Here is a 22,246-nt window from a genome sequence, read left to right on the forward strand (position 1 = left end):
AATTCTTGACCGATTTTCTCGGGAAAGCGGATAATGCGCGTCATCGAGTTTTATGGCGGCTACCACGCCGGGAGAATCAACATGAGCGTCGAAACCTTCACCCCTACCGCTTTGGAATTCACCCACGGCGCTGCGCAAAAGGTGAAGAACCTGGTTTCCGAAGAAGGCAACGATCGTCTGAAACTGCGCGTGTTCGTCACCGGTGGCGGTTGCTCGGGCTTCCAGTATGGCTTCACCTTCGATGAAGACGTGGCTGAAGACGACACCATCGTCGAGCGCGAGGGTGTTTCCCTTGTGGTCGACCCGATGAGCTTCCAGTACCTGGCCGGTGCCGAAGTGGATTACCAGGAAGGCCTGGAAGGCTCGCGCTTCGTGATCAAGAACCCGAACGCTGCTACCACCTGTGGCTGCGGTTCCTCGTTCTCGATCTGAGGCCTGGCCATACGAAAACGCCGTGCAATTGCGCGGCGTTTTGCTTTCTGGCTTAGTTCAGGCCGGGTAGATTGCGCCGAGTACGCGCAGGCCCTTGGCCGCTGTCACGCTTGGGCGGTTGGCGGCTATGCCCTCCAGGCAGCAGTGGGCCAGCCAGGCGAAAGCCATGGCTTCGACCCAGTCCGGGTCCACGCCATGGGCGCCGGTGCTGGCGACACGGGTGTCGGGCAGCAACTGGCTGAGGCGCGTCATCAGGGCGCCGTTGCGCGCACCGCCACCGCAAACCAGCAGCGCTTCGGTGCCTTGCTGGGCGTTGCTCAACGAGTCGATGATGCTGCGTGCGGTCAGTTCCAGCAAGGTAGCCTGTACGTCCTCGTCGCGGTAAGCGGGCAGGCGGGCCAGGTGACCATCCAGCCAGGGGAGGTTGAACACTTCGCGGCCGGTGCTCTTCGGGCCGCTGCCGGCGAAGAACGGGTCGGCCAGCAATGCGTCGAGCAAGTCGGCCTGCACCACGCCCGAGGCAGCCCAAGCCCCATCCGCATCGTAGGCCTGGCCGCGCTTGCGTTCGACCCAGGCATCCAGCAGCACGTTGCCCGGACCGCAGTCGAAGCCATGGACCGGCTTGTCGTGTTCGATCAGGCTGAGGTTGCTGAAACCACCCACATTGAGAATGGCCAGGCGTTGGCCCAAGTGGCTGAACAGGGTTTCATGGAAGGCCGGCACCAGGGGTGCACCTTGCCCACCGGCGGCCACATCGCGACGGCGGAAGTCGGCGACCACGCTGATACCGGTAAGCTCGGCCAGCAGCGCCGGGTTGCCGATCTGCACGGTAAAACCGCGTGCAGGCTCGTGGCGGATGGTCTGGCCGTGGCTGCCGATGGCGCGGATGGCTTCGGCCTGCAGCCCCTGCCTGACCAGCAGTTGGCGGATACCTTCGCCTGCCAGGCTGGCCCAGCGGTTTTCTGCCAGTGCGGCGCGGGCGATCTCGTCAGGGCCGCTGCTGCAAAGGCTCAGCAGCTCCTGGCGCAGGTCGCCGGGCATCGGCAGGTAGTGGGTGGCGAGCAGTTCTAGCTGCTCGCCTTGCTTGATCAAGGCAATGTCCACGCCATCGAGGCTGGTGCCGGACATCACTCCCAGGTAGAGCGCCATTGGATTAACGCTTGTTCGCTGCGAGCAGGGTGGCCTTTTCCTGATCCATGCGGGCGATCAGGGGCTGGCTCTGCTGCAGGAAACGCTGGCGCTCGTTCCTGGCTATCGGGTCGGCCATCGGCACTTTCTGGCTTAGCGGGTCGACGTGCACACCGTTGACCTGGAACTCGTAGTGCAGGTGCGGGCCGGTGGACAGGCCGGTGGTGCCGATGTAGCCGATGATCTGGCCCTGCTTGACCGAGCTGCCGGTCTTGATGCCCTTGGCAAAGCCCTGCATGTGGCCGTACAGCGTCTTGTAGCGGTTGCCATGCTGGATGATCACGGTGTTGCCGTAACCACCGCGACGCCCGGCCAGCTCGATGCGGCCGTCACCGGCTGCCTTGATCGGAGTGCCGCGTGGGGCGGCATAGTCGACGCCTTTGTGGGCGCGGATCTTGTTCAGGATCGGGTGCTTGCGGCCGGCGGAAAAGCGCGAGCTGATGCGGGCGAAGTCGACCGGGGTGCGGATGAAGGCCTTGCGCAGGCTGTTGCCATCGGCGGTGTAGTAGCTGGTGTTGCCCTGCTTGTTGGTATAGCGCACGGCGGTGTAGGTCTTGCCGCGGTTGGTGAAGCGCGCGGACAGGATGTTGCCTGTGCCGACGACCTTGCCGTCCATCACCTTCTGCTCGTAGACCACATCGAATTCATCGCCCGGACGAATGTCCTGGGCGAAATCGATGTCGTAACCCAGCACGCGTGCCATGTCCATGGTCATGCTGTGGGACAGGCCGGCGCGCTGGGCCGAAGCTGACAGCGAGCTTTTGATCACGCCGTGGGCGTAGGCGGTACGCACTACCGGCTTGCTGATTTCGCGATTGAAGGTGTAGCCCTTGTCGGTCTTGGTCAGGCGAATGGTTTCGAGGTTGCTGACCTTGCTGTGCAGGCTGGCCAGCTGGCCGTCCTTGTCGAGTTCGAACTGCAGCACCTGGCCATGCTTGAGCTGGCTGAACTGCTTGGCCTGCTTGTTGCTGGCCAACAGGTCGTGCACCGCATTGCTTGGCAGGCCGACCTTGGCGAACAGAGTGGACAGGGTGTCACCACGAGCCACGGTGACTTCGCGGTGGCTGGGTTCCTTGGTGGCTTCGACGACCGGCGCGGCGCCAGGGGCTTCCTGTTCGGCCTTCTGGGTTTCGGGGGCTGCATCCTCTATCTGGGCGAATGGCGAGCTTTGCTCACCTTCTGCCTGCACCAGGGGGGCAGCGCGGGATTCGTCCTTCAACTGTTCGGCAGGGCTCTCCAGCTCGAGGTTGAGGGTGGTTTTCTTGGCTTCCACTTCGCTGGAAGGGAACACCAGCAGGGCCAGGCTGAGCAGGGCGGCGATGCCGCTGGCGGCCAACAGATGGCTTTTCGGATAAAGCGGGGGCGCTTTAGGCGGTTCGTTGGTCATGGGCAAGGTGACTTTGAAAAAGGTGAAATGGAAAAGATGAATGACATGATGAAGATGAAATAACTGTATAAAATATAACCAAATCCATTTTCACGCAAGGGCGCGTAGACGCCGGAAGCCCGTGTTCGGGTCACATTCCTTTGCGAAACTTGTAATTGACGGCCGATCTTGTATGGTTGGCTCCCCCTGAATCTGAGCCTTGCGGGTTTGTCTATGAAGTCGGTTGAAGAGCAGCTGGCGCTTATCAAGCGCGGTGCGGAAGAAGTACTGGTCGAGTCGGAACTGGTGGAGAAGCTCAAGCGCGGCCAGCCTCTGCGCATCAAGGCCGGCTTCGACCCGACCGCCCCCGACCTGCACCTTGGGCACACGGTGCTGATCAACAAGCTGCGCCAGTTCCAGGACCTGGGGCACCAGGTCATCTTCCTGATCGGTGACTTCACCGGCATGATCGGCGACCCGAGCGGCAAGAGCGCCACTCGCCCGCCGTTGACCCGCGAGCAGGTGCTGGAAAACGCCGAGACCTACAAACAGCAGGTGTTCAAGATCCTCGACCCGGCCAAGACCGAGGTTGCGTTCAACTCCACCTGGATGGACAAGCTGACCCCGGCCGACTTCATTCGCCTGGCGTCGCAGTACACCGTGGCGCGCATGCTGGAGCGTGATGACTTCGACAAGCGCTACACCACCAACCAGCCTATTGCCATACACGAATTCCTGTACCCGCTGGTGCAGGGCTATGACTCGGTGGCGCTGAAGGCTGATGTCGAGCTGGGTGGTACTGACCAGAAATTCAACCTGCTGATGGGGCGGGAACTGCAGCGCGCCTATGGCCAGGAAGCGCAGAACATCGTGACCATGCCGCTGCTCGAAGGGCTCGACGGCGTGAAGAAGATGTCCAAGTCGCTGGGCAACTATGTAGGTATCCAGGAAGCGCCGGGGGTGATGTACAGCAAGCTGGTGTCGATCCCGGATACCCTGATGTGGCGCTACTTCGAGCTGCTGAGCTTCCGTTCGATGGACGAGATCGAGCAGTTCCGTGCCGATGTCGCCAATGGTGCCAACCCGCGCGACATCAAGATCAAGCTGGCGGAAGAAATCGTCGCGCGCTTCCATGGCGAGGAGGCCGCGGCCAACGCTCACCGTGCCGCGGGCAACCGTATGAAGGAAGGCGAGCTGCCGGAAGACCTGCCGGAAGTTGAAGTGGCTGCGGCGGAAAGCCTGCCGATTGCTGCCGTGCTGAACCGGGCTGGCCTGGTGAAGAACTCGGCTCAGGCGCGGGATTTGCTGAGCGGCGGTGCGGTCAAGGTTGATGGCGCAGTGGTCGATCGTGACTTCATGTTTGCGCTGGGTGCCACCCATGTGTGCCAGGCGGGCAAAAAATCCTTTGCGCGGGTAACCTTGAAGGCTGAGTGATTGTCTTGGGGTGTAGCTATATAGAAGCGGGGAGGCCGGTAGGCCTCCCCGCTTTGTTTTTGGGGTTTGGGTTTTGGTTGTTGCTGTAGCGGGTGTCAGGTGGGGGTTATGGGCCTGTCTTGGGATGGCATTGGTTTTGAGATCTGCCTGCCTTGGGTTTTCTGGCGCCTGCGAGCACCTGGTGGCCTCGATAAGGTCTTCGCCTGGAATATTTCAAATATATGAAATTAAAGGTTGACGCCCCTCCGAATCCCCTTATAATGCGCCCCACTTCCAGCGACATCGGAACGAAAAACTCCTTGTTAATCAACGAGTTAAGTAGTCAAGAAGAAGCCGGAAGCGCTACGATCGAATGATCAAAAGCGGTTGAGATGATGGTTGACAGCGCTTTTAAACGCTGTATGATTCGCCTCCCGCTACGAGAGATCGCAGCGAGTCAAGTGTTTGAAGCTAAACGAGTTTCTCGCAAAAAACTTCAAAATAAACGCTTGACAGCAAATGAGGAAAGCGTAGAATGCGCGCCTCGGTTGAGACGAAAGGCTCTTAACCAAACGCTCTTTAACAAATCGAATCAAGCAATTCGTGTGGGTGCTTGTGAGTACGGACTGATAGTCACAAAGATTATCAGCATCACAAGTGGCCATGCGAGAAATCACATAGTCATTTGAGATTGCTGAGCCAAGTTTAGGGTTTCTTAAAAACCCAAGCAGTATTGAACTGAAGAGTTTGATCATGGCTCAGATTGAACGCTGGCGGCAGGCCTAACACATGCAAGTCGAGCGGATGACGGGAGCTTGCTCCTTGATTCAGCGGCGGACGGGTGAGTAATGCCTAGGAATCTGCCTGGTAGTGGGGGACAACGTTTCGAAAGGAACGCTAATACCGCATACGTCCTACGGGAGAAAGCAGGGGACCTTCGGGCCTTGCGCTATCAGATGAGCCTAGGTCGGATTAGCTAGTTGGTGGGGTAATGGCTCACCAAGGCGACGATCCGTAACTGGTCTGAGAGGATGATCAGTCACACTGGAACTGAGACACGGTCCAGACTCCTACGGGAGGCAGCAGTGGGGAATATTGGACAATGGGCGAAAGCCTGATCCAGCCATGCCGCGTGTGTGAAGAAGGTCTTCGGATTGTAAAGCACTTTAAGTTGGGAGGAAGGGCAGTAAGCTAATACCTTGCTGTTTTGACGTTACCGACAGAATAAGCACCGGCTAACTCTGTGCCAGCAGCCGCGGTAATACAGAGGGTGCAAGCGTTAATCGGAATTACTGGGCGTAAAGCGCGCGTAGGTGGTTCGTTAAGTTGGATGTGAAAGCCCCGGGCTCAACCTGGGAACTGCATCCAAAACTGGCGAGCTAGAGTACGGTAGAGGGTGGTGGAATTTCCTGTGTAGCGGTGAAATGCGTAGATATAGGAAGGAACACCAGTGGCGAAGGCGACCACCTGGACTGATACTGACACTGAGGTGCGAAAGCGTGGGGAGCAAACAGGATTAGATACCCTGGTAGTCCACGCCGTAAACGATGTCAACTAGCCGTTGGAATCCTTGAGATTTTAGTGGCGCAGCTAACGCATTAAGTTGACCGCCTGGGGAGTACGGCCGCAAGGTTAAAACTCAAATGAATTGACGGGGGCCCGCACAAGCGGTGGAGCATGTGGTTTAATTCGAAGCAACGCGAAGAACCTTACCAGGCCTTGACATGCAGAGAACTTTCCAGAGATGGATTGGTGCCTTCGGGAACTCTGACACAGGTGCTGCATGGCTGTCGTCAGCTCGTGTCGTGAGATGTTGGGTTAAGTCCCGTAACGAGCGCAACCCTTGTCCTTAGTTACCAGCACGTTATGGTGGGCACTCTAAGGAGACTGCCGGTGACAAACCGGAGGAAGGTGGGGATGACGTCAAGTCATCATGGCCCTTACGGCCTGGGCTACACACGTGCTACAATGGTCGGTACAGAGGGTTGCCAAGCCGCGAGGTGGAGCTAATCTCACAAAACCGATCGTAGTCCGGATCGCAGTCTGCAACTCGACTGCGTGAAGTCGGAATCGCTAGTAATCGCGAATCAGAATGTCGCGGTGAATACGTTCCCGGGCCTTGTACACACCGCCCGTCACACCATGGGAGTGGGTTGCACCAGAAGTAGCTAGTCTAACCTTCGGGAGGACGGTTACCACGGTGTGATTCATGACTGGGGTGAAGTCGTAACAAGGTAGCCGTAGGGGAACCTGCGGCTGGATCACCTCCTTAATCGACGACATCAGCCTGCTGATGAGCTCCCACACGAATTGCTTGATTCATTGTAAAAGACGATGCTGTAACGCGACCCTGTTATAGGTCTGTAGCTCAGTTGGTTAGAGCGCACCCCTGATAAGGGTGAGGTCGGCAGTTCAAATCTGCCCAGACCTACCATTACATGGTTCAGCCGTAGAATACGGGGCCATAGCTCAGCTGGGAGAGCGCCTGCCTTGCACGCAGGAGGTCAGCGGTTCGATCCCGCTTGGCTCCACCACTTCCGCAGTACACAGTAACTTGTCAGAACTTAGAAATGAGCATTCAGATCGAATGTTGATTTCTGACTTTTGTCAGATCGTTCTTTAAAAATTCGGATATGTGATAGATATAGACTGATAACCAGTTTCACTGCTGGTTAATCAGGCTAAGGTAAAATTTGTGAGTTCTGCTCGAAAGAGCAACATGCGAATTTTCGGCGAATGTCGTCTTCACAGTATAACCAGATTGCTTGGGGTTATATGGTCAAGTGAAGAAGCGCATACGGTGGATGCCTTGGCAGTCAGAGGCGATGAAAGACGTGGTAGCCTGCGATAAGCTTTGGGGAGTCGGCAAACAGACTGTGATCCAGAGATCTCTGAATGGGGGAACCCACTCAGCATAAGCTGAGTATCTTGTACTGAATACATAGGTGCAAGAGGCGAACCAGGGGAACTGAAACATCTAAGTACCCTGAGGAAAAGAAATCAACCGAGATTCCCTTAGTAGTGGCGAGCGAACGGGGACCAGCCCTTAAGTTGATTTGAGATTAGTGGAACGCTCTGGAAAGTGCGGCCATAGTGGGTGATAGCCCCGTACACGAAAATCTCTTGTCAATGAAATCGAGTAGGACGGAGCACGAGAAACTTTGTCTGAATATGGGGGGACCATCCTCCAAGGCTAAATACTACTGACTGACCGATAGTGAACCAGTACCGTGAGGGAAAGGCGAAAAGAACCCCGGAGAGGGGAGTGAAATAGAACCTGAAACCGTATGCGTACAAGCAGTGGGAGCCTACTTTGTTAGGTGACTGCGTACCTTTTGTATAATGGGTCAGCGACTTATATTCAGTGGCGAGCTTAACCGAATAGGGGAGGCGTAGCGAAAGCGAGTCTTAATAGGGCGTTTAGTCGCTGGGTATAGACCCGAAACCGGGCGATCTATCCATGGGCAGGTTGAAGGTTAGGTAACACTGACTGGAGGACCGAACCGACTACCGTTGAAAAGTTAGCGGATGACCTGTGGATCGGAGTGAAAGGCTAATCAAGCTCGGAGATAGCTGGTTCTCCTCGAAAGCTATTTAGGTAGCGCCTCATGTATCACTGTAGGGGGTAGAGCACTGTTTCGGCTAGGGGGTCATCCCGACTTACCAAACCGATGCAAACTCCGAATACCTACAAGTGCCGAGCATGGGAGACACACGGCGGGTGCTAACGTCCGTCGTGAAAAGGGAAACAACCCAGACCGTCAGCTAAGGTCCCAAAGTCATGGTTAAGTGGGAAACGATGTGGGAAGGCTTAGACAGCTAGGAGGTTGGCTTAGAAGCAGCCACCCTTTAAAGAAAGCGTAATAGCTCACTAGTCGAGTCGGCCTGCGCGGAAGATGTAACGGGGCTCAAACCATGCACCGAAGCTACGGGTGTCATCTTTGATGACGCGGTAGAGGAGCGTTCTGTAAGCCTGTGAAGGTGAGTTGAGAAGCTTGCTGGAGGTATCAGAAGTGCGAATGCTGACATGAGTAACGACAATGCGAGTGAAAAACTCGCACGCCGAAAGACCAAGGTTTCCTGCGCAACGTTAATCGACGCAGGGTTAGTCGGTCCCTAAGGCGAGGCTGAAAAGCGTAGTCGATGGAAAACAGGTTAATATTCCTGTACTTCCAGTTATTGCGATGGAGGGACGGAGAAGGTTAGGCCAGCCTGGCGTTGGTTGTCCAGGTTTAAGGTGGTAGGCTGAAATCTTAGGCAAATCCGGGATTTCAAGGCCGAGAGCTGATGACGAGTTGCCGTTAGGCGACGAAGTGGTTGATACCATGCTTCCAAGAAAAGCTCCTAAGCTTCAGATAACTGGGAACCGTACCCCAAACCGACACAGGTGGTTAGGTAGAGAATACCAAGGCGCTTGAGAGAACTCGGGTGAAGGAACTAGGCAAAATGGCACCGTAACTTCGGGAGAAGGTGCGCCGGCGAGGGTGAAGGACTTGCTCCGTAAGCCCATGCCGGTCGAAGATACCAGGCCGCTGCGACTGTTTATTAAAAACACAGCACTCTGCAAACACGAAAGTGGACGTATAGGGTGTGACGCCTGCCCGGTGCCGGAAGGTTAATTGATGGGGTTAGCGCAAGCGAAGCTCTTGATCGAAGCCCCGGTAAACGGCGGCCGTAACTATAACGGTCCTAAGGTAGCGAAATTCCTTGTCGGGTAAGTTCCGACCTGCACGAATGGCGTAACGATGGCGGCGCTGTCTCCACCCGAGACTCAGTGAAATTGAAATCGCTGTGAAGATGCAGTGTATCCGCGGCTAGACGGAAAGACCCCGTGAACCTTTACTATAGCTTTGCACTGGACTTTGAATTTGCTTGTGTAGGATAGGTGGGAGGCTTTGAAGTGGGGACGCCAGTTCTCATGGAGCCATCCTTGAAATACCACCCTGGCAACTTTGAGGTTCTAACTCAGGTCCGTTATCCGGATCGAGGACAGTGTATGGTGGGTAGTTTGACTGGGGCGGTCTCCTCCCAAAGAGTAACGGAGGAGTACGAAGGTGCGCTCAGACCGGTCGGAAATCGGTCGTAGAGTATAAAGGCAAAAGCGCGCTTGACTGCGAGACAAACACGTCGAGCAGGTACGAAAGTAGGTCTTAGTGATCCGGTGGTTCTGTATGGAAGGGCCATCGCTCAACGGATAAAAGGTACTCCGGGGATAACAGGCTGATACCGCCCAAGAGTTCATATCGACGGCGGTGTTTGGCACCTCGATGTCGGCTCATCACATCCTGGGGCTGAAGCCGGTCCCAAGGGTATGGCTGTTCGCCATTTAAAGTGGTACGCGAGCTGGGTTTAGAACGTCGTGAGACAGTTCGGTCCCTATCTGCCGTGGACGTTTGAGATTTGAGAGGGGCTGCTCCTAGTACGAGAGGACCGGAGTGGACGAACCTCTGGTGTTCCGGTTGTCACGCCAGTGGCATTGCCGGGTAGCTATGTTCGGAAGAGATAACCGCTGAAAGCATCTAAGCGGGAAACTTGCCTCAAGATGAGATCTCACTGGGATCTTGAATCCCCTGAAGGGCCGTCGAAGACTACGACGTTGATAGGTTGGGTGTGTAAGCGCTGTGAGGCGTTGAGCTAACCAATACTAATTGCCCGTGAGGCTTGACCATATAACACCCAAGCAATTTGCTAGCGCGAATTGCGGTGGTGAAGACGAAACGAACCGAAAGTTCGCACTGCTCACAAAAGCACCACAAATATCGCATATCCGAATTCGCTGGGCTGTCCATCTGGACATTCTGGCAACAGAATTTCTTGACGACCATAGAGCATTGGAACCACCTGATCCCATCCCGAACTCAGCAGTGAAACGATGCATCGCCGATGGTAGTGTGGGGTTTCCCCATGTGAGAGTAGGTCATCGTCAAGATTCATTTCGCAAAACCCCTATCTGCGCATGCAGGTAGGGGTTTTGTCTTTGTGGCCCGGAAGCCACAGGCCTGCACAACCCTTCTCTGTGGGAGTGGGTTCACCCGCGAACACCGGCAAAGCCGGTGCCATCCACCGCGCTGTCTGCTTCGCGGTTAAAGCCCTCAAGTGCGGCGCGGTCTTCGAGGGGGGGGGGGGCTGCGGGGGGTGGCCTCCATCCTGCCGGCAGGCCCTTTTCCTATGCAAGCCAACAGCCCATAGCTATCATGCCTGCCTTATTCCAAGTCGAGACTGGCATGCTGAAGTTGTTGAATCTCCTCAAGGATGGACGGTTCCATTCCGGAGAAGCTCTGGGGGCCGCCCTCGGGGTAAGTCGCAGCGCTGTTTGGAAGCAGCTGCAGCACCTGGAGAGCGAACTGAACCTCACTATTCACAAGGTTCGTGGGCGCGGCTATCAGCTATCGGCGCCACTGGCTTTGCTCGATGCACAAGCGATTGCCGAGTTTACCGAAGGCGAGCAGTGGCCTGTTTTTATCCACGACACCATCGATTCGACCAATGCCGAAGGCCTGCGGCTCGCCGCGGAAGGGCAGATTGCTCCATTCCTGATCCTGGCTGAGCGCCAGAGCGCCGGCCGTGGTCGGCGCGGTCGGCAGTGGGTCAGCCCGTTTGCCGAAAACCTGTATTACAGCCTGGTACTCCGTGTGGATGGCGGCATGCGCCAGCTCGAGGGCTTGAGTCTAGTGGTGGGGTTGGCGGTTATGCGTACCCTGCAGGCGTTTGGGGTGAAGGATGTAGGGCTCAAATGGCCCAATGATGTCCTCGTTCGCGGACAGAAGATCACCGGTATCCTCTTGGAATTGGTGGGCGACCCGGCAGATGTATGCCATGTGGTGCTGGGTATCGGCATCAATGTGAACATGCAGCTCAACGATCAGGTCGACCAGCTGTGGACCTCGATGCGCCGCGAAGCAGGGGCGGCAGTCGACCGTAACCGGCTGGTAGCGTTGCTCAGCCAGCAGTTGCAGCACGAATTGGCGCGGCATCGTCGCTACGGGTTTGCTGCATTCCAGGAAGAATGGGAGCAGGCGCACCTCTGGCAGGGGCGCAAGGTTTCTCTGATTGCCGGTAACACACATATCGATGGTGTGGTTCTTGGTGTCGACGGGCAGGGCGGTTTGCGCCTTGAGGTGGACGGGGTGGAAAAGAGCTTTAGTGGTGGTGAGCTCAGTTTGAGGTTGCGCGATGATTCTTGAGCTCGATTGCGGTAACAGTTTCATCAAGTGGCGGGTAATCCATGTCGCTGATGCAGCGATCGAAAGCGGCGGTATCGTCGACTCCGATCAGGCGCTGGTGGCCGAGGTGGCTGCACTTGCTTCCGTGCGTCTTACCGGCTGCCGCATTGTCAGTGTGCGCAGTGAAGAAGAAACCGACGCGCTTTGCGCGCTGATTGCCCAGGCGTTTGCCGTGCAAGCGCGAGTGGCGCACCCGGCCCAGGAACTGGCGGGTGTGCGCAATGGCTATGACGACTACCAGCGCCTGGGCATGGACCGTTGGTTGGCGGCGTTGGGAGCCTTTCACCTGGCCGGGCGCTCATGCCTGGTCATTGATCTGGGCACCGCTGCAAAAGCGGATTTCGTTGCAGCGGACGGCGAGCACCTGGGTGGCTACATCTGCCCGGGTATGCCATTGATGCGTAGCCAGTTGCGTACGCACACCCGGCGTATCCGTTATGACGATGCCTCGGCTGAGCGTGCATTGGCCAGCCTGGCGCCAGGGCGTTCGACTGTCGAGGCGGTCGAGCGCGGATGCGTTTTGATGCTCCAGGGTTTCGCGCGTACCCAGCTCGAACAGGCGCGGGCGCTGTGGGGGGACGATTTTGCAGTCTTTCTCACCGGCGGTGATGCGCCGTTGGTAAAAGAGGCCGTGCCGCAGGCGCGCGTCGTGCCTGACCTGGTTTTCGTTGGCTTGGCCATGGCCTGCCCATTGGATTGAGGTGCCTATGCGTTGGTTGTTTCTGCTGTTACTGGTGCTCAACGTCTTTTATTACGTGTGGCACCAGCAGGAAGCCCCGCTGAAGGTCAAGGAAGTGGCACCCCTTTCGCTGTACAAGGGGAATCAGCAAGAAATCCGTCTGTTGCGTGAAACAGGTGTGTCGGCGCCACCCAAACGTCGGGATGAGTGCCTGGTAGTCGGCGGCGTTATGGGTCAGGGGGAGCTCGATGCACTGCGTCAGCGTCTGTTAAGCCTGGATATTTCCACGCTACCGGTGGCGGGCCAGCTAGCGGGAGCGGAGGGTCGTTGGCTCAAGGTTGCCGCTGAAAGCGAGCGTTTGCTGGACCAAACCGTCATCGCAATTCTTTCCAACGATTTCAAAGACTTAAAACACAAAATTATTTTCTGCCAGGGTATTGCAACTGGCGAATAGCTTGATAGAATGGCGCCCGCTTCACAGGGAACACCACTCAGGTGGTAGAGCTGGAAGCGGTGTCAAAGCAGCTAAGTTTCAGATTTGATTGAAAAAATTTGAAAAAACGCTTGACACTAGGACGGCAGACAAATAGAATGCCGGCCACATCTGGAGGGATTCCCGAGCGGTCAAAGGGGACGGACTGTAAATCCGTTGCGAGAGCTTCGAAGGTTCGAATCCTTCTCCCTCCACCAGTTTTAGCGAGAGCCGCAAGCTCCGCGGGTATAGTTTAGTGGTAGAACCTCAGCCTTCCAAGCTGATGATGCGGGTTCGATTCCCGCTACCCGCTCCAAGTTTGCTGGATTTTGCACAAAGTGTTTCGCTCTTGTAGCTCAGTTGGTAGAGCACACCCTTGGTAAGGGTGAGGTCAGCGGTTCAAGTCCGCTCAAGAGCTCCATATAAACAAGGCAGATATGAAAATATCTGCCTTTGTTTTATCAGCGCAAGACTATTTCTTCTGCGGAGGATTGTATCGATGGCTAAGGAAAAGTTTGATCGTTCCCTTCCCCACGTTAACGTCGGCACTATCGGCCACGTTGACCACGGTAAGACCACTCTGACCGCAGCTCTGACTCGCGTCTGCTCCGAAGTTTTCGGTTCGGCAGTCGTTGAGTTCGACAAGATCGACTCGGCTCCGGAAGAAAAAGCGCGCGGTATCACCATCAACACCGCTCACGTCGAGTACAACTCGAACATTCGTCACTACGCTCACGTTGACTGCCCAGGTCACGCTGACTACGTGAAGAACATGATCACCGGTGCTGCCCAGATGGACGGCGCGATCCTGGTTTGCTCGGCCGCCGATGGTCCGATGCCACAAACCCGTGAGCACATCCTGCTGTCCCGTCAGGTAGGCGTTCCTTACATCGTGGTCTTCCTGAACAAGGCTGACCTGGTAGACGACGCCGAGCTGCTGGAACTGGTCGAGATGGAAGTTCGCGACCTGCTGTCCACCTACGACTTCCCAGGCGACGACACCCCGATCATCATCGGTTCGGCTCGTATGGCGCTGGAAGGCAAAGACGACAACGAAATGGGTACTACCGCTGTCAAGAAGCTGGTAGAAACTCTGGATGCCTACATCCCTGAGCCAGTTCGTGCCGTTGACCAGCCGTTCCTGATGCCGATCGAAGACGTATTCTCGATCTCGGGTCGTGGTACCGTTGTTACCGGTCGTATCGAGCGTGGTATCGTCCGCGTTCAGGATCCGCTGGAAATCGTTGGTCTGCGTGACACCACCACCACCACCTGCACCGGTGTTGAGATGTTCCGCAAGCTGCTGGACGAAGGCCGTGCTGGCGAGAACTGCGGCGTTCTGCTGCGTGGTACCAAGCGTGACGACGTTGAGCGTGGCCAGGTTCTGGTCAAGCCAGGTTCGGTCAAGCCGCACACCAAGTTCACCGCAGAAGTCTACGTTCTGTCGAAGGAAGAAGGCGGTCGTCACACTCCGTTCTTCAAAGGCTACCGTCCTCAGTTCTACTTCCGTACCACTGACGTGACCGGTAACTGCGAACTGCCGGAAGGCGTTGAAATGGTAATGCCAGGTGACAACATTCAGATGACTGTTACCCTGATCAAGACCATCGCAATGGAAGACGGTCTGCGCTTCGCTATCCGTGAAGGCGGTCGTACCGTCGGCGCCGGCGTCGTAGCAAAAATTATTGAATAAGTAGTTGATTTACTTGATCAGGCCGGTATAATGGCCGGCCTGATACAGCGTTACAGGTCAGTAGCTCAATTGGCAGAGCGACGGTCTCCAAAACCGTAGGTTGGGGGTTCGATTCCCTCCTGACCTGCCATTTCACTTCGGTGTGATGGCTTTCTTCTTACAGGATCCTCCTCGATGACTCCCAAAACTGAAGCCCAAGAATCGCGTTTTGATCTGTTCAAGTGGCTGGCTGTAGTGGCTTTGGTGGTTGTCGGCGTAGTGGGTAACCAGTATTACTCCGCGTCCCCGATCCTGTATCGCGTCCTTGCACTTCTCGTCCTGGCTGCTGTCGCGGGCTTTGTTGCCTTGCAGACTGCGAAGGGCAAGTCGTTCTTTACGCTGGCGAAGGAAGCTCGTACCGAGATTCGTAAAGTCGTGTGGCCGACCCGCCAGGAAACCACCCAGACCACGCTGATTGTCGTGGCTGTCGTGCTGGTTATGGCACTGCTGCTGTGGGGTCTTGATTCCCTGCTCGGCTGGGCGGTCTCCTTGATCGTTGGCTAAAGGTGATCCGTGGCTAAGCGTTGGTATGTTGTGCATGCTTACTCGGGTTACGAGAAGCATGTAATGCGCTCCCTGATCGAGCGCGTCAAGCTGGCTGGCATGGAAGACGGTTTCGGCGAGATCCTGGTCCCGACCGAAGAAGTCGTCGAAATGCGCAACGGCCAGAAGCGCAAGAGTGAGCGTAAATTCTTCCCTGGCTATGTATTGGTCCAGATGGAGATGAACGAAGGGACTTGGCACTTGGTCAAGGATACCCCTCGTGTGATGGGCTTTATTGGTGGTACCGCAGACAAGCCTGCGCCGATCACTGATAAAGAAGCTGAGGCCATCCTGCGTCGCGTAGCCGACGGTAGCGACAAGCCGAAGCCGAAGACACTGTTCGAGCCGGGTGAAGTGGTTCGAGTCATTGACGGTCCGTTCGCTGACTTCAATGGTAGTGTCGAAGAGGTTAACTACGAGAAGAGCCGCCTGCAGGTTGCAGTGCTCATTTTCGGTCGCTCTACTCCGGTAGAGCTCGAGTTCAGCCAGGTCGAAAAGGTCTAGGCGGACGAAGCATCCCATACCCCGCAGCCCTGTGTGCTGCGGGGTTTTGTCGTCACTGGGATAAAACGCAAGTCATCCGGGGAGCCATCAGGCGTTCGTACCCGATTTTGGAGTAGCTCATGGCTAAGAAGATTCAGGCTTACATCAAGCTGCAAGTTAAGGCCGGCCAGGCCAACCCAAGCCCACCCGTTGGTCCAGCACTGGGTCAACACGGTGTGAACATCATGGAATTCTGCAAGGCCTTCAACGCCCGTACTCAGGGTCAAGAAGCCGGCCTGCCGACTCCTGTGATCATCACTGTCTACAGCGACCGTAGCTTCACCTTCGAGACCAAGAGCACCCCTGCCTCGGTTCTGCTGAAGAAAGCTGCTGGCCTGACCAGTGGTTCGGCTCGTCCGAACACCGTTAAAGTCGGTACCGTTACCCGTGCTCAGCTGGAAGACATCGCCAAGGCTAAACAGGCTGATCTGACTGCCGCTGACCTGGACGCTGCTGTACGCACCATCGCTGGCTCTGCCCGCAGCATGGGCCTGAACGTGGAGGGTGTGTAATGGCTAAGCTGACCAAACGCCAAAAGGCAATCGCCGAGAAAATCGAAGCAGGCAAGGCCTACAACTTCGAAGAAGCGGCCACTCTGCTGGCTTCGCTGCCGGCTGCCAAGTTCGTAGAGTCCTACGACATCGCCGTTAACCTCGGTGTTGACCCGCGTAAATCCGACCAGGTCGTACGTAGCGCTACCGTGCTGCCACACGGCACTGGCAAGACCGTTCGCGTTGCTGTCTTCACCCAGGGTCCAGCTGCTGAAGCCGCTCTGGCTGCCGGCGCTGACCGCGTAGGTATGGACGATCTGGCTGCCGAAATGAAAGGCGGCGACCTGAACTATGACGTCGTCATCGCATCGCCTGATGCCATGCGCGTTGTAGGTCAGCTGGGTCAGGTTCTGGGTCCTCGCGGCCTGATGCCTAACCCGAAAGTTGGTACCGTAACCCCAGACGTAGCCGGCGCCGTCAAGAACGCCAAGGCTGGTCAGGTTCGCTACCGTACCGACAAGAACGGTATCATCCACACCTCCGTTGGCAAGATCGGCTTCGAAGCCGGCAAGCTGAAGGAAAACGTTGAAGCCCTGATCGCTGATCTGAAGCGTATCAAGCCAGCTTCCTCGAAAGGTATCTACGTCAAGCGCGTTACCCTGAGCACCACCATGGGCCCAGGTCTGGTCATCGATCAGAGCTCGCTGAACGTGTAAGAACATGGTGGCGCGACTTGTCGCGCCACCTGCAAAAATTGGGGTCCCTGCCTGGCGGGGGCTATCCAAGACCGTAGGCGGCGCGAGCCTTAAAACACCAGCCCACGCAGATGGTGCTCCCGATTCGTTACCGAATCAGACACCAAAACGACATCCGGCTTCGGCCAGATGAAACGGTAAAAACCAGGAGTAAACCCGTGGCAATTAAACTCGAAGACAAGAAGGCCATCGTCGCTGAAGTCAACGAGGCTGCCAAAGTCGCTCTGTCCGCTGTCGTGGCTGATGCCCGTGGTGTGACTGTAAGCGCAATGACCGGACTCCGTAAAGAGGCCCGCGAAGCTGGCGTTTACGTACGTGTCGTACGTAACACCCTGCTCAAGCGCGCTGTTGAAGGCACCGAATTCTCGATCCTCAACGACGCGTTCAAAGGCCCGACCCTGATTGCTTTCTCCAACGAACACCCGGGCGCTGCTGCTCGTCTGTTCAAAGAGTTCGCCAAGGGTCAGGACAAGTTCGAGATCAAGGCAGCTGCGTTTGACGGCAATTTCATTGCAGCGAACCAGATCGACGTGTTGGCTACCCTGCCGACCCGCGACGAAGCTATCGCAAAACTGATGAGCGTTATTCAAGGCGCCACCAGCAAGCTGGCTCGTACTCTGGCAGCCATTCGCGACCAGAAAGAAGCTACCGCCGCCTAACGCGTGCGAACTCTTTCAAAATCATACGTTTAATTTGATGGCTGCGTAGGCTGTCACCCCAATACAGGATTTAAGTCATGTCTCTGACTAACGAACAAATCATCGAAGCAATCGGCCAGAAAACCGTTCTGGAAGTTGTTGAGCTGATCAAAGCTATGGAAGAAACCTTCGGCGTTACCGCTGCTGTTGCCGCTGCTGGCCCAGCTGCTGCTGCTGCCGTTGTTGAAGAGCAGACCGAGTTCAACGTTGTTCTGGTTGAAGCCGGCGACAAGAAAGTGAACGTGATCAAAGCCGTTCGCGAACTGACCGGTCTGGGCCTGAAAGAAGCCAAAGAGAAAGTCGATGGCGCTCCTCAGGTTGTAGCTGAAGGCGTTTCGAAAGAAGCCGCTGAAGACGCTAAGAAGAAGCTGGAAGAAGCTGGCGCTAAAGTCGAGCTGAAGTAATCTCGACCTTGCGACTCCAGTCCGAGCGTTGAGCGAAGGGCTGATGGCTGGTGGCTTATGCCACCGGCCTTTTTCCGTTATTGGTGGCCGGTCAGGCCGGCCCCGATAACAAGCTGCAAGACACCCATGTGGGTGGCGCAAACCAAGGGGTTTGCACGATTTTCTGGCTGCTCCCGCCGGGAGAAGCCAAACAAGCAGGTGACCAAGCTGGGGAACGCTGATGGCTTACTCATACACTGAGAAAAAACGTATCCGCAAGGACTTTAGCAAGTTGCCGGACGTCATGGATGTGCCTTACCTCCTGGCCATCCAGCTGGATTCGTATCGCGAATTCCTGCAAGCGGGAGCATCCAAGGATCAGTTCCGCGACGTCGGCCTGCACGCGGCCTTCAAATCGGTATTTCCGATCATCAGCTACTCCGGCAATGCTGCCCTGGAGTACGTAGGCTATCGCCTGGGCGAACCCGCCTTCGATGTGAAGGAATGTGTCCTGCGTGGCGTGACCTTTGCAGTCCCACTGCGGGTCAAGGTGCGCCTGATCATCTTCGACAAGGAATCGTCGAACAAAGCGATCAAGGACATCAAAGAGCAAGAAGTCTACATGGGTGAAATCCCCCTGATGACTGAGAACGGTACCTTCGTTATCAACGGTACCGAGCGTGTGATCGTTTCCCAGCTGCACCGTTCGCCTGGTGTGTTCTTCGACCACGACCGTGGCAAGACTCACAGCTCCGGCAAGCTGCTGTACTCCGCTCGCATCATCCCTTACCGCGGCTCCTGGCTGGACTTCGAGTTCGACCCGAAGGACTGCGTGTTCGTACGTATCGACCGTCGCCGCAAACTGCCGGCCTCGGTGCTGCTGCGTGCCCTGGGCTACAGCACTGAAGAAGTGCTGAACACCTTCTACACCACCAACGTGTTCCACATTTCCGGCGAGAAACTCAGCCTGGAACTGGTACCGCAGCGTCTGCGTGGTGAGGTTGCAGTCATGGATATCCATGACGAAACCGGCAAAGTCATCGTCGAGCAGGGCCGCCGTATTACCGCGCGCCACATCAACCAGCTCGAGAAGGCCGGCGTCAAGCAGCTGGACGTTCCTATGGAATACGTCCTGGGCCGCACTACCGCCAAGGCCATCGTGCATCCGGCTACCGGCGAGATCCTGGCCGAATGCAATACCGAGATGACCACCGAACTGCTGATCAAGGTCGCCAAGGCACAGGTCGTCCGTATCGAGACCCTGTACACCAACGACATCGACTGCGGTCCGTTCATCTCCGATACCCTGAAGATCGACACTACCAGCAACCAGCTGGAAGCCCTGGTCGAGATCTACCGCATGATGCGTCCTGGCGAGCCGCCAACCAAGGACGCTGCCGAGACCCTGTTCAACAACCTGTTCTTCAGCGCCGAGCGTTACGACCTGTCCGCCGTTGGCCGCATGAAGTTCAACCGTCGTATCGGTCGTACCGAGATCGAAGGTTCGGGCGTGCTGAGCAAGGAAGATATCGTCGAGGTTCTGAAGACCCTGGTCGACATCCGTAACGGCAAAGGCATCGTCGACGACATCGACCACCTGGGTAACCGTCGCGTACGTTGCGTCGGCGAGATGGCCGAGAACCAGTTCCGCGTTGGCCTGGTGCGCGTCGAGCGCGCGGTCAAGGAACGCCTGTCGATGGCGGAAAGCGAAGGCCTGATGCCGCAGGACCTGATCAATGCCAAGCCGGTAGCGGCGGCAGTGAAAGAGTTCTTCGGTTCCAGCCAGCTGTCCCAGTTCATGGACCAGAACAACCCGCTCTCCGAGATCACCCACAAGCGCCGCGTCTCCGCGCTCGGCCCTGGCGGTCTGACCCGTGAGCGTGCCGGCTTCGAAGTCCGTGACGTACACCCGACCCACTACGGCCGTGTGTGCCCGATCGAGACCCCTGAAGGTCCGAACATCGGTCTGATCAACTCCCTGGCAGCCTACGCCCGCACCAACCAGTACGGCTTCCTGGAAAGCCCGTACCGCGTGGTGAAGGAAGGCGTGGTCAGCGACGACATCGTGTTCCTGTCGGCCATTGAAGAAGCGGATCATGTCATCGCCCAGGCTTCGGCCGCGATGAACGAGAAGAAGCAACTGATCGATGAGCTGGTAGCTGTTCGTCACCTGAACGAATTCACCGTCAAGGCGCCGGAAGACGTCACCCTGATGGACGTTTCGCCGAAGCAGGTTGTTTCGGTCGCTGCGTCGCTGATTCCGTTCCTCGAGCACGACGACGCCAACCGTGCGTTGATGGGTTCGAACATGCAGCGTCAGGCTGTACCGACCCTGCGCGCCGACAAGCCGCTGGTAGGTACCGGCATGGAGCGCAACGTTGCTCGTGACTCCGGTGTCTGCGTGGTTGCTCGCCGCGGTGGTGTGATCGACTCGGTCGATGCCAGCCGTATCGTTGTTCGCGTTGCCGACGACGAAGTGGAAACCGGCGAAGCAGGTGTGGATATCTACAACCTGACCAAGTACACCCGTTCGAACCAGAACACCTGCATCAACCAGCGTCCGCTGGTGAGCAAGGGTGACAAGGTTCAGCGTGGCGACATCATGGCCGACGGCCCGTCCACCGATATGGGTGAACTGGCACTGGGTCAGAACATGCGCATCGCGTTCATGGCGTGGAACGGCTTCAACTTCGAAGACTCCATCTGCCTGTCCGAGCGTGTGGTCCAGGAAGACCGCTTCACCACCATCCACATCCAGGAACTGACCTGTGTGGCGCGTGACACCAAGCTTGGCCCAGAGGAAATCACTGCGGACATCCCGAACGTGGGTGAAGCCGCACTGAACAAGCTGGACGAAGCCGGTATCGTCTACGTGGGTGCCGAAGTCGGCGCTGGCGACATCCTGGTCGGCAAGGTCACGCCAAAAGGCGAAACCCAGCTGACTCCGGAAGAAAAACTGCTGCGCGCAATCTTCGGTGAGAAGGCCAGCGACGTTAAGGACACCTCCCTGCGCGTGCCGACCGGCACCAAGGGTACCGTCATCGACGTACAGGTCTTCACCCGTGATGGCGTCGAGCGCGACAGCCGCGCCCTGGCCATCGAGAAGATGCAGCTGGACGAGATCCGCAAGGACCTCAACGAAGAGTTCCGCATCGTCGAAGGCGCAACCTTCGAGCGTCTGCGTTCCGCCCTGAACGGCCAGGTGGTCGACGGTGGCGCGGGCCTGAAGAAAGGCACCGTGATCACTGACGAAGTGCTGGACGGTCTGGAGCACGGCCAGTGGTTCAAACTGCGCATGGCTGAAGATGCACTGAACGAGCAGCTGGAAAAGGCTCAGCAGTACATCGTCGACCGTCGCCGTCTGCTGGACGACAAGTTCGAAGACAAGAAGCGCAAGCTGCAGCAGGGCGATGACCTGGCACCGGGCGTACTGAAGATCGTCAAGGTTTACCTGGCAATCCGCCGTCGCATCCAGCCGGGTGACAAGATGGCCGGTCGTCACGGTAACAAGGGTGTTGTCTCGGTAATCATGCCGGTCGAAGACATGCCGCACGACGCCAACGGTACTCCGGTCGATGTCGTACTGAACCCGTTGGGCGTACCTTCGCGTATGAACGTCGGTCAGATCCTCGAAACCCACCTGGGCCTCGCAGCCAAAGGGCTGGGCGAGAAGATCGATCGCATGATCGAAGAGCAGCGCAAGGCCGCTGAACTGCGCGTGTTCCTGACCGAGGTCTACAACGAGATCGGCGGTCGTCAGGAAAACCTCGACGAGTTCACCGACGAAGAGATCCTGGCCCTGGCCCACAACCTGAAGAAGGGCGTGCCAATGGCTACCCCGGTCTTCGACGGTGCCAAGGAGCGCGAGATCAAGGCCATGCTGAAGCTGGCCGACCTGCCAGAGAGCGGCCAGATGGTGCTGTTCGATGGCCGTACCGGCAACAAGTTCGAGCGTCCTGTGACCGTTGGTTACATGTACATGCTTAAGCTGAACCACTTGGTGGACGACAAGATGCACGCGCGTTCCACTGGTTCCTACAGCCTGGTTACCCAGCAGCCGCTGGGTGGTAAGGCGCAGTTCGGTGGTCAGCGTTTCGGGGAGATGGAAGTGTGGGCGCTGGAAGCATACGGCGCGGCATACACCCTGCAAGAAATGCTCACAGTGAAGTCGGACGACGTGAACGGCCGTACCAAGATGTACAAGAACATCGTGGATGGCGATCACCGTATGGAGCCGGGCATGCCCGAGTCCTTCAACGTGTTGATCAAAGAGATCCGTTCGCTCGGTATCGATATCGATCTGGAAACCGAATAACACGTGACGCGAA

At 57.0% G+C, this 22,246-nt stretch carries 15 protein-coding genes, 6 tRNA genes and 3 rRNA genes; 22 read left to right on the forward strand and 2 right to left on the reverse strand.

The annotated features are described in order from the left end of the window. The first annotated feature begins 81 nt into the window (after positions 1 to 81). Positions 82 to 432 (forward strand): iron-sulfur cluster insertion protein ErpA, encoded by a 351-nt coding sequence (erpA, locus tag R9B85_RS14785; RefSeq protein ID WP_015268740.1) that lies wholly within the window; start codon positions 82 to 84, stop codon positions 430 to 432. A 57-nt stretch (positions 433 to 489) separates the two neighbouring features. On the opposite strand, the gene R9B85_RS14790 is transcribed toward erpA, so the two are convergent. Together R9B85_RS14790 and R9B85_RS14795 are read right to left on the reverse strand one after the other, a co-directional pair. Then, entirely contained in the window at positions 490 to 1,581 is a 1,092-nt protein-coding gene (locus tag R9B85_RS14790; protein ID WP_112251593.1) for an anhydro-N-acetylmuramic acid kinase, read from the reverse strand. Positions 1,582 to 1,585: 4 nt separating this feature from the next. After that, complete coding sequence (locus tag R9B85_RS14795; RefSeq protein WP_112251595.1) at positions 1,586 to 3,007, reverse strand: peptidoglycan DD-metalloendopeptidase family protein; 1,422 nt, start codon at positions 3,005 to 3,007, stop codon at positions 1,586 to 1,588. Between the two features lie 213 nt (positions 3,008 to 3,220). Here R9B85_RS14795 and tyrS point away from each other — a divergent pair, with 213 nt between their 5' ends. The 21 genes from tyrS (at position 3,221) to rpoB (ending at position 22,233) form a co-directional block, all read left to right on the forward strand. After that, positions 3,221 to 4,420, forward strand: coding sequence for a tyrosine--tRNA ligase (gene tyrS, locus R9B85_RS14800; RefSeq protein WP_112251597.1), 1,200 nt, complete (start codon positions 3,221 to 3,223; stop codon positions 4,418 to 4,420). Positions 4,421 to 5,134: 714 nt separating this feature from the next. Then, positions 5,135 to 6,671: ribosomal RNA gene (locus R9B85_RS14805) — 16S ribosomal RNA — on the forward strand. Positions 6,672 to 6,756: 85 nt separating this feature from the next. Further along, positions 6,757 to 6,833 (forward strand) — tRNA-Ile (locus tag R9B85_RS14810). Positions 6,834 to 6,857: 24 nt separating this feature from the next. Then, a tRNA-Ala gene (locus tag R9B85_RS14815) sits at positions 6,858 to 6,933 on the forward strand. A 243-nt stretch (positions 6,934 to 7,176) separates the two neighbouring features. Next, positions 7,177 to 10,068, forward strand: a 23S ribosomal RNA gene (locus tag R9B85_RS14820). A gap of 144 nt (positions 10,069 to 10,212) precedes the next feature. Beyond that, positions 10,213 to 10,328 (forward strand): 5S ribosomal RNA (gene rrf, locus R9B85_RS14825). The 16S, 23S and 5S rRNA genes sit together here with 2 tRNA genes alongside, the layout of an rRNA operon. A 295-nt stretch (positions 10,329 to 10,623) precedes the next feature. Then, on the forward strand, positions 10,624 to 11,583 hold the full coding sequence (gene birA / locus R9B85_RS14830) for a bifunctional biotin--[acetyl-CoA-carboxylase] ligase/biotin operon repressor BirA (protein WP_112254064.1): 960 nt from the start codon (positions 10,624 to 10,626) through the stop codon (positions 11,581 to 11,583). Continuing rightward, the gene (locus R9B85_RS14835) at positions 11,573 to 12,322 is read left to right on the forward strand and encodes a pantothenate kinase (protein WP_207879403.1); all 750 of its coding nucleotides are present in this window, start codon (positions 11,573 to 11,575) and stop codon (positions 12,320 to 12,322) included. The genes birA and R9B85_RS14835 overlap by 11 nt, the downstream gene beginning before the upstream one ends. A 7-nt stretch (positions 12,323 to 12,329) precedes the next feature. Beyond that, entirely contained in the window at positions 12,330 to 12,755 is a 426-nt protein-coding gene (locus R9B85_RS14840) for a hypothetical protein (protein ID WP_112254065.1), read from the forward strand. A 152-nt stretch (positions 12,756 to 12,907) separates the two neighbouring features. Continuing rightward, positions 12,908 to 12,991, forward strand: a tRNA-Tyr gene (locus R9B85_RS14845). Positions 12,992 to 13,015: 24 nt separating this feature from the next. Continuing rightward, positions 13,016 to 13,089, forward strand: a tRNA-Gly gene (locus R9B85_RS14850). Positions 13,090 to 13,118: 29 nt separating this feature from the next. After that, positions 13,119 to 13,194, forward strand: a tRNA-Thr gene (locus R9B85_RS14855). 78 nt (positions 13,195 to 13,272) lie between these two features. Continuing rightward, positions 13,273 to 14,466 carry an elongation factor Tu gene (gene tuf / locus R9B85_RS14860; protein ID WP_013970626.1) on the forward strand — a complete coding sequence of 398 codons (1,194 nt, stop codon included), beginning with the start codon at positions 13,273 to 13,275 and terminating at the stop codon, positions 14,464 to 14,466. A 54-nt stretch (positions 14,467 to 14,520) separates the two neighbouring features. Continuing rightward, a tRNA-Trp gene (locus tag R9B85_RS14865) sits at positions 14,521 to 14,596 on the forward strand. A 44-nt stretch (positions 14,597 to 14,640) separates the two neighbouring features. Next, complete coding sequence (gene secE / locus R9B85_RS14870) at positions 14,641 to 15,009, forward strand: preprotein translocase subunit SecE (RefSeq protein WP_112249307.1); 369 nt, start codon at positions 14,641 to 14,643, stop codon at positions 15,007 to 15,009. Between the two features lie 9 nt (positions 15,010 to 15,018). After that, positions 15,019 to 15,552: a transcription termination/antitermination protein NusG gene (gene nusG, locus R9B85_RS14875; RefSeq protein ID WP_003255501.1), complete on the forward strand. Its 534-nt coding sequence runs from the start codon at positions 15,019 to 15,021 to the stop codon at positions 15,550 to 15,552. A gap of 119 nt (positions 15,553 to 15,671) precedes the next feature. Next, entirely contained in the window at positions 15,672 to 16,103 is a 432-nt protein-coding gene (gene rplK, locus R9B85_RS14880) for a 50S ribosomal protein L11 (protein ID WP_003255500.1), read from the forward strand. Beyond that, positions 16,103 to 16,798 (forward strand): 50S ribosomal protein L1, encoded by a 696-nt coding sequence (rplA, locus tag R9B85_RS14885; protein WP_085626170.1) that lies wholly within the window; start codon positions 16,103 to 16,105, stop codon positions 16,796 to 16,798. Before rplK ends, rplA begins: the two co-directional genes overlap by 1 nt. A 197-nt stretch (positions 16,799 to 16,995) precedes the next feature. After that, positions 16,996 to 17,496 carry a 50S ribosomal protein L10 gene (gene rplJ / locus R9B85_RS14890; protein WP_016715872.1) on the forward strand — a complete coding sequence of 167 codons (501 nt, stop codon included), beginning with the start codon at positions 16,996 to 16,998 and terminating at the stop codon, positions 17,494 to 17,496. Between the two features lie 77 nt (positions 17,497 to 17,573). Then, positions 17,574 to 17,939 carry a 50S ribosomal protein L7/L12 gene (rplL, locus tag R9B85_RS14895; protein ID WP_003255496.1) on the forward strand — a complete coding sequence of 122 codons (366 nt, stop codon included), beginning with the start codon at positions 17,574 to 17,576 and terminating at the stop codon, positions 17,937 to 17,939. A 220-nt stretch (positions 17,940 to 18,159) separates the two neighbouring features. Further along, positions 18,160 to 22,233: a DNA-directed RNA polymerase subunit beta gene (rpoB, locus tag R9B85_RS14900; protein ID WP_013970631.1), complete on the forward strand. Its 4,074-nt coding sequence runs from the start codon at positions 18,160 to 18,162 to the stop codon at positions 22,231 to 22,233. Positions 22,234 to 22,246 lie beyond the last annotated feature (13 nt).

The organism is Pseudomonas sp. NLJ1, assembly GCF_049486705.1.
Taxonomy (GTDB): Bacteria; Pseudomonadota; Gammaproteobacteria; order Pseudomonadales; family Pseudomonadaceae; genus Aquipseudomonas; species Aquipseudomonas inefficax.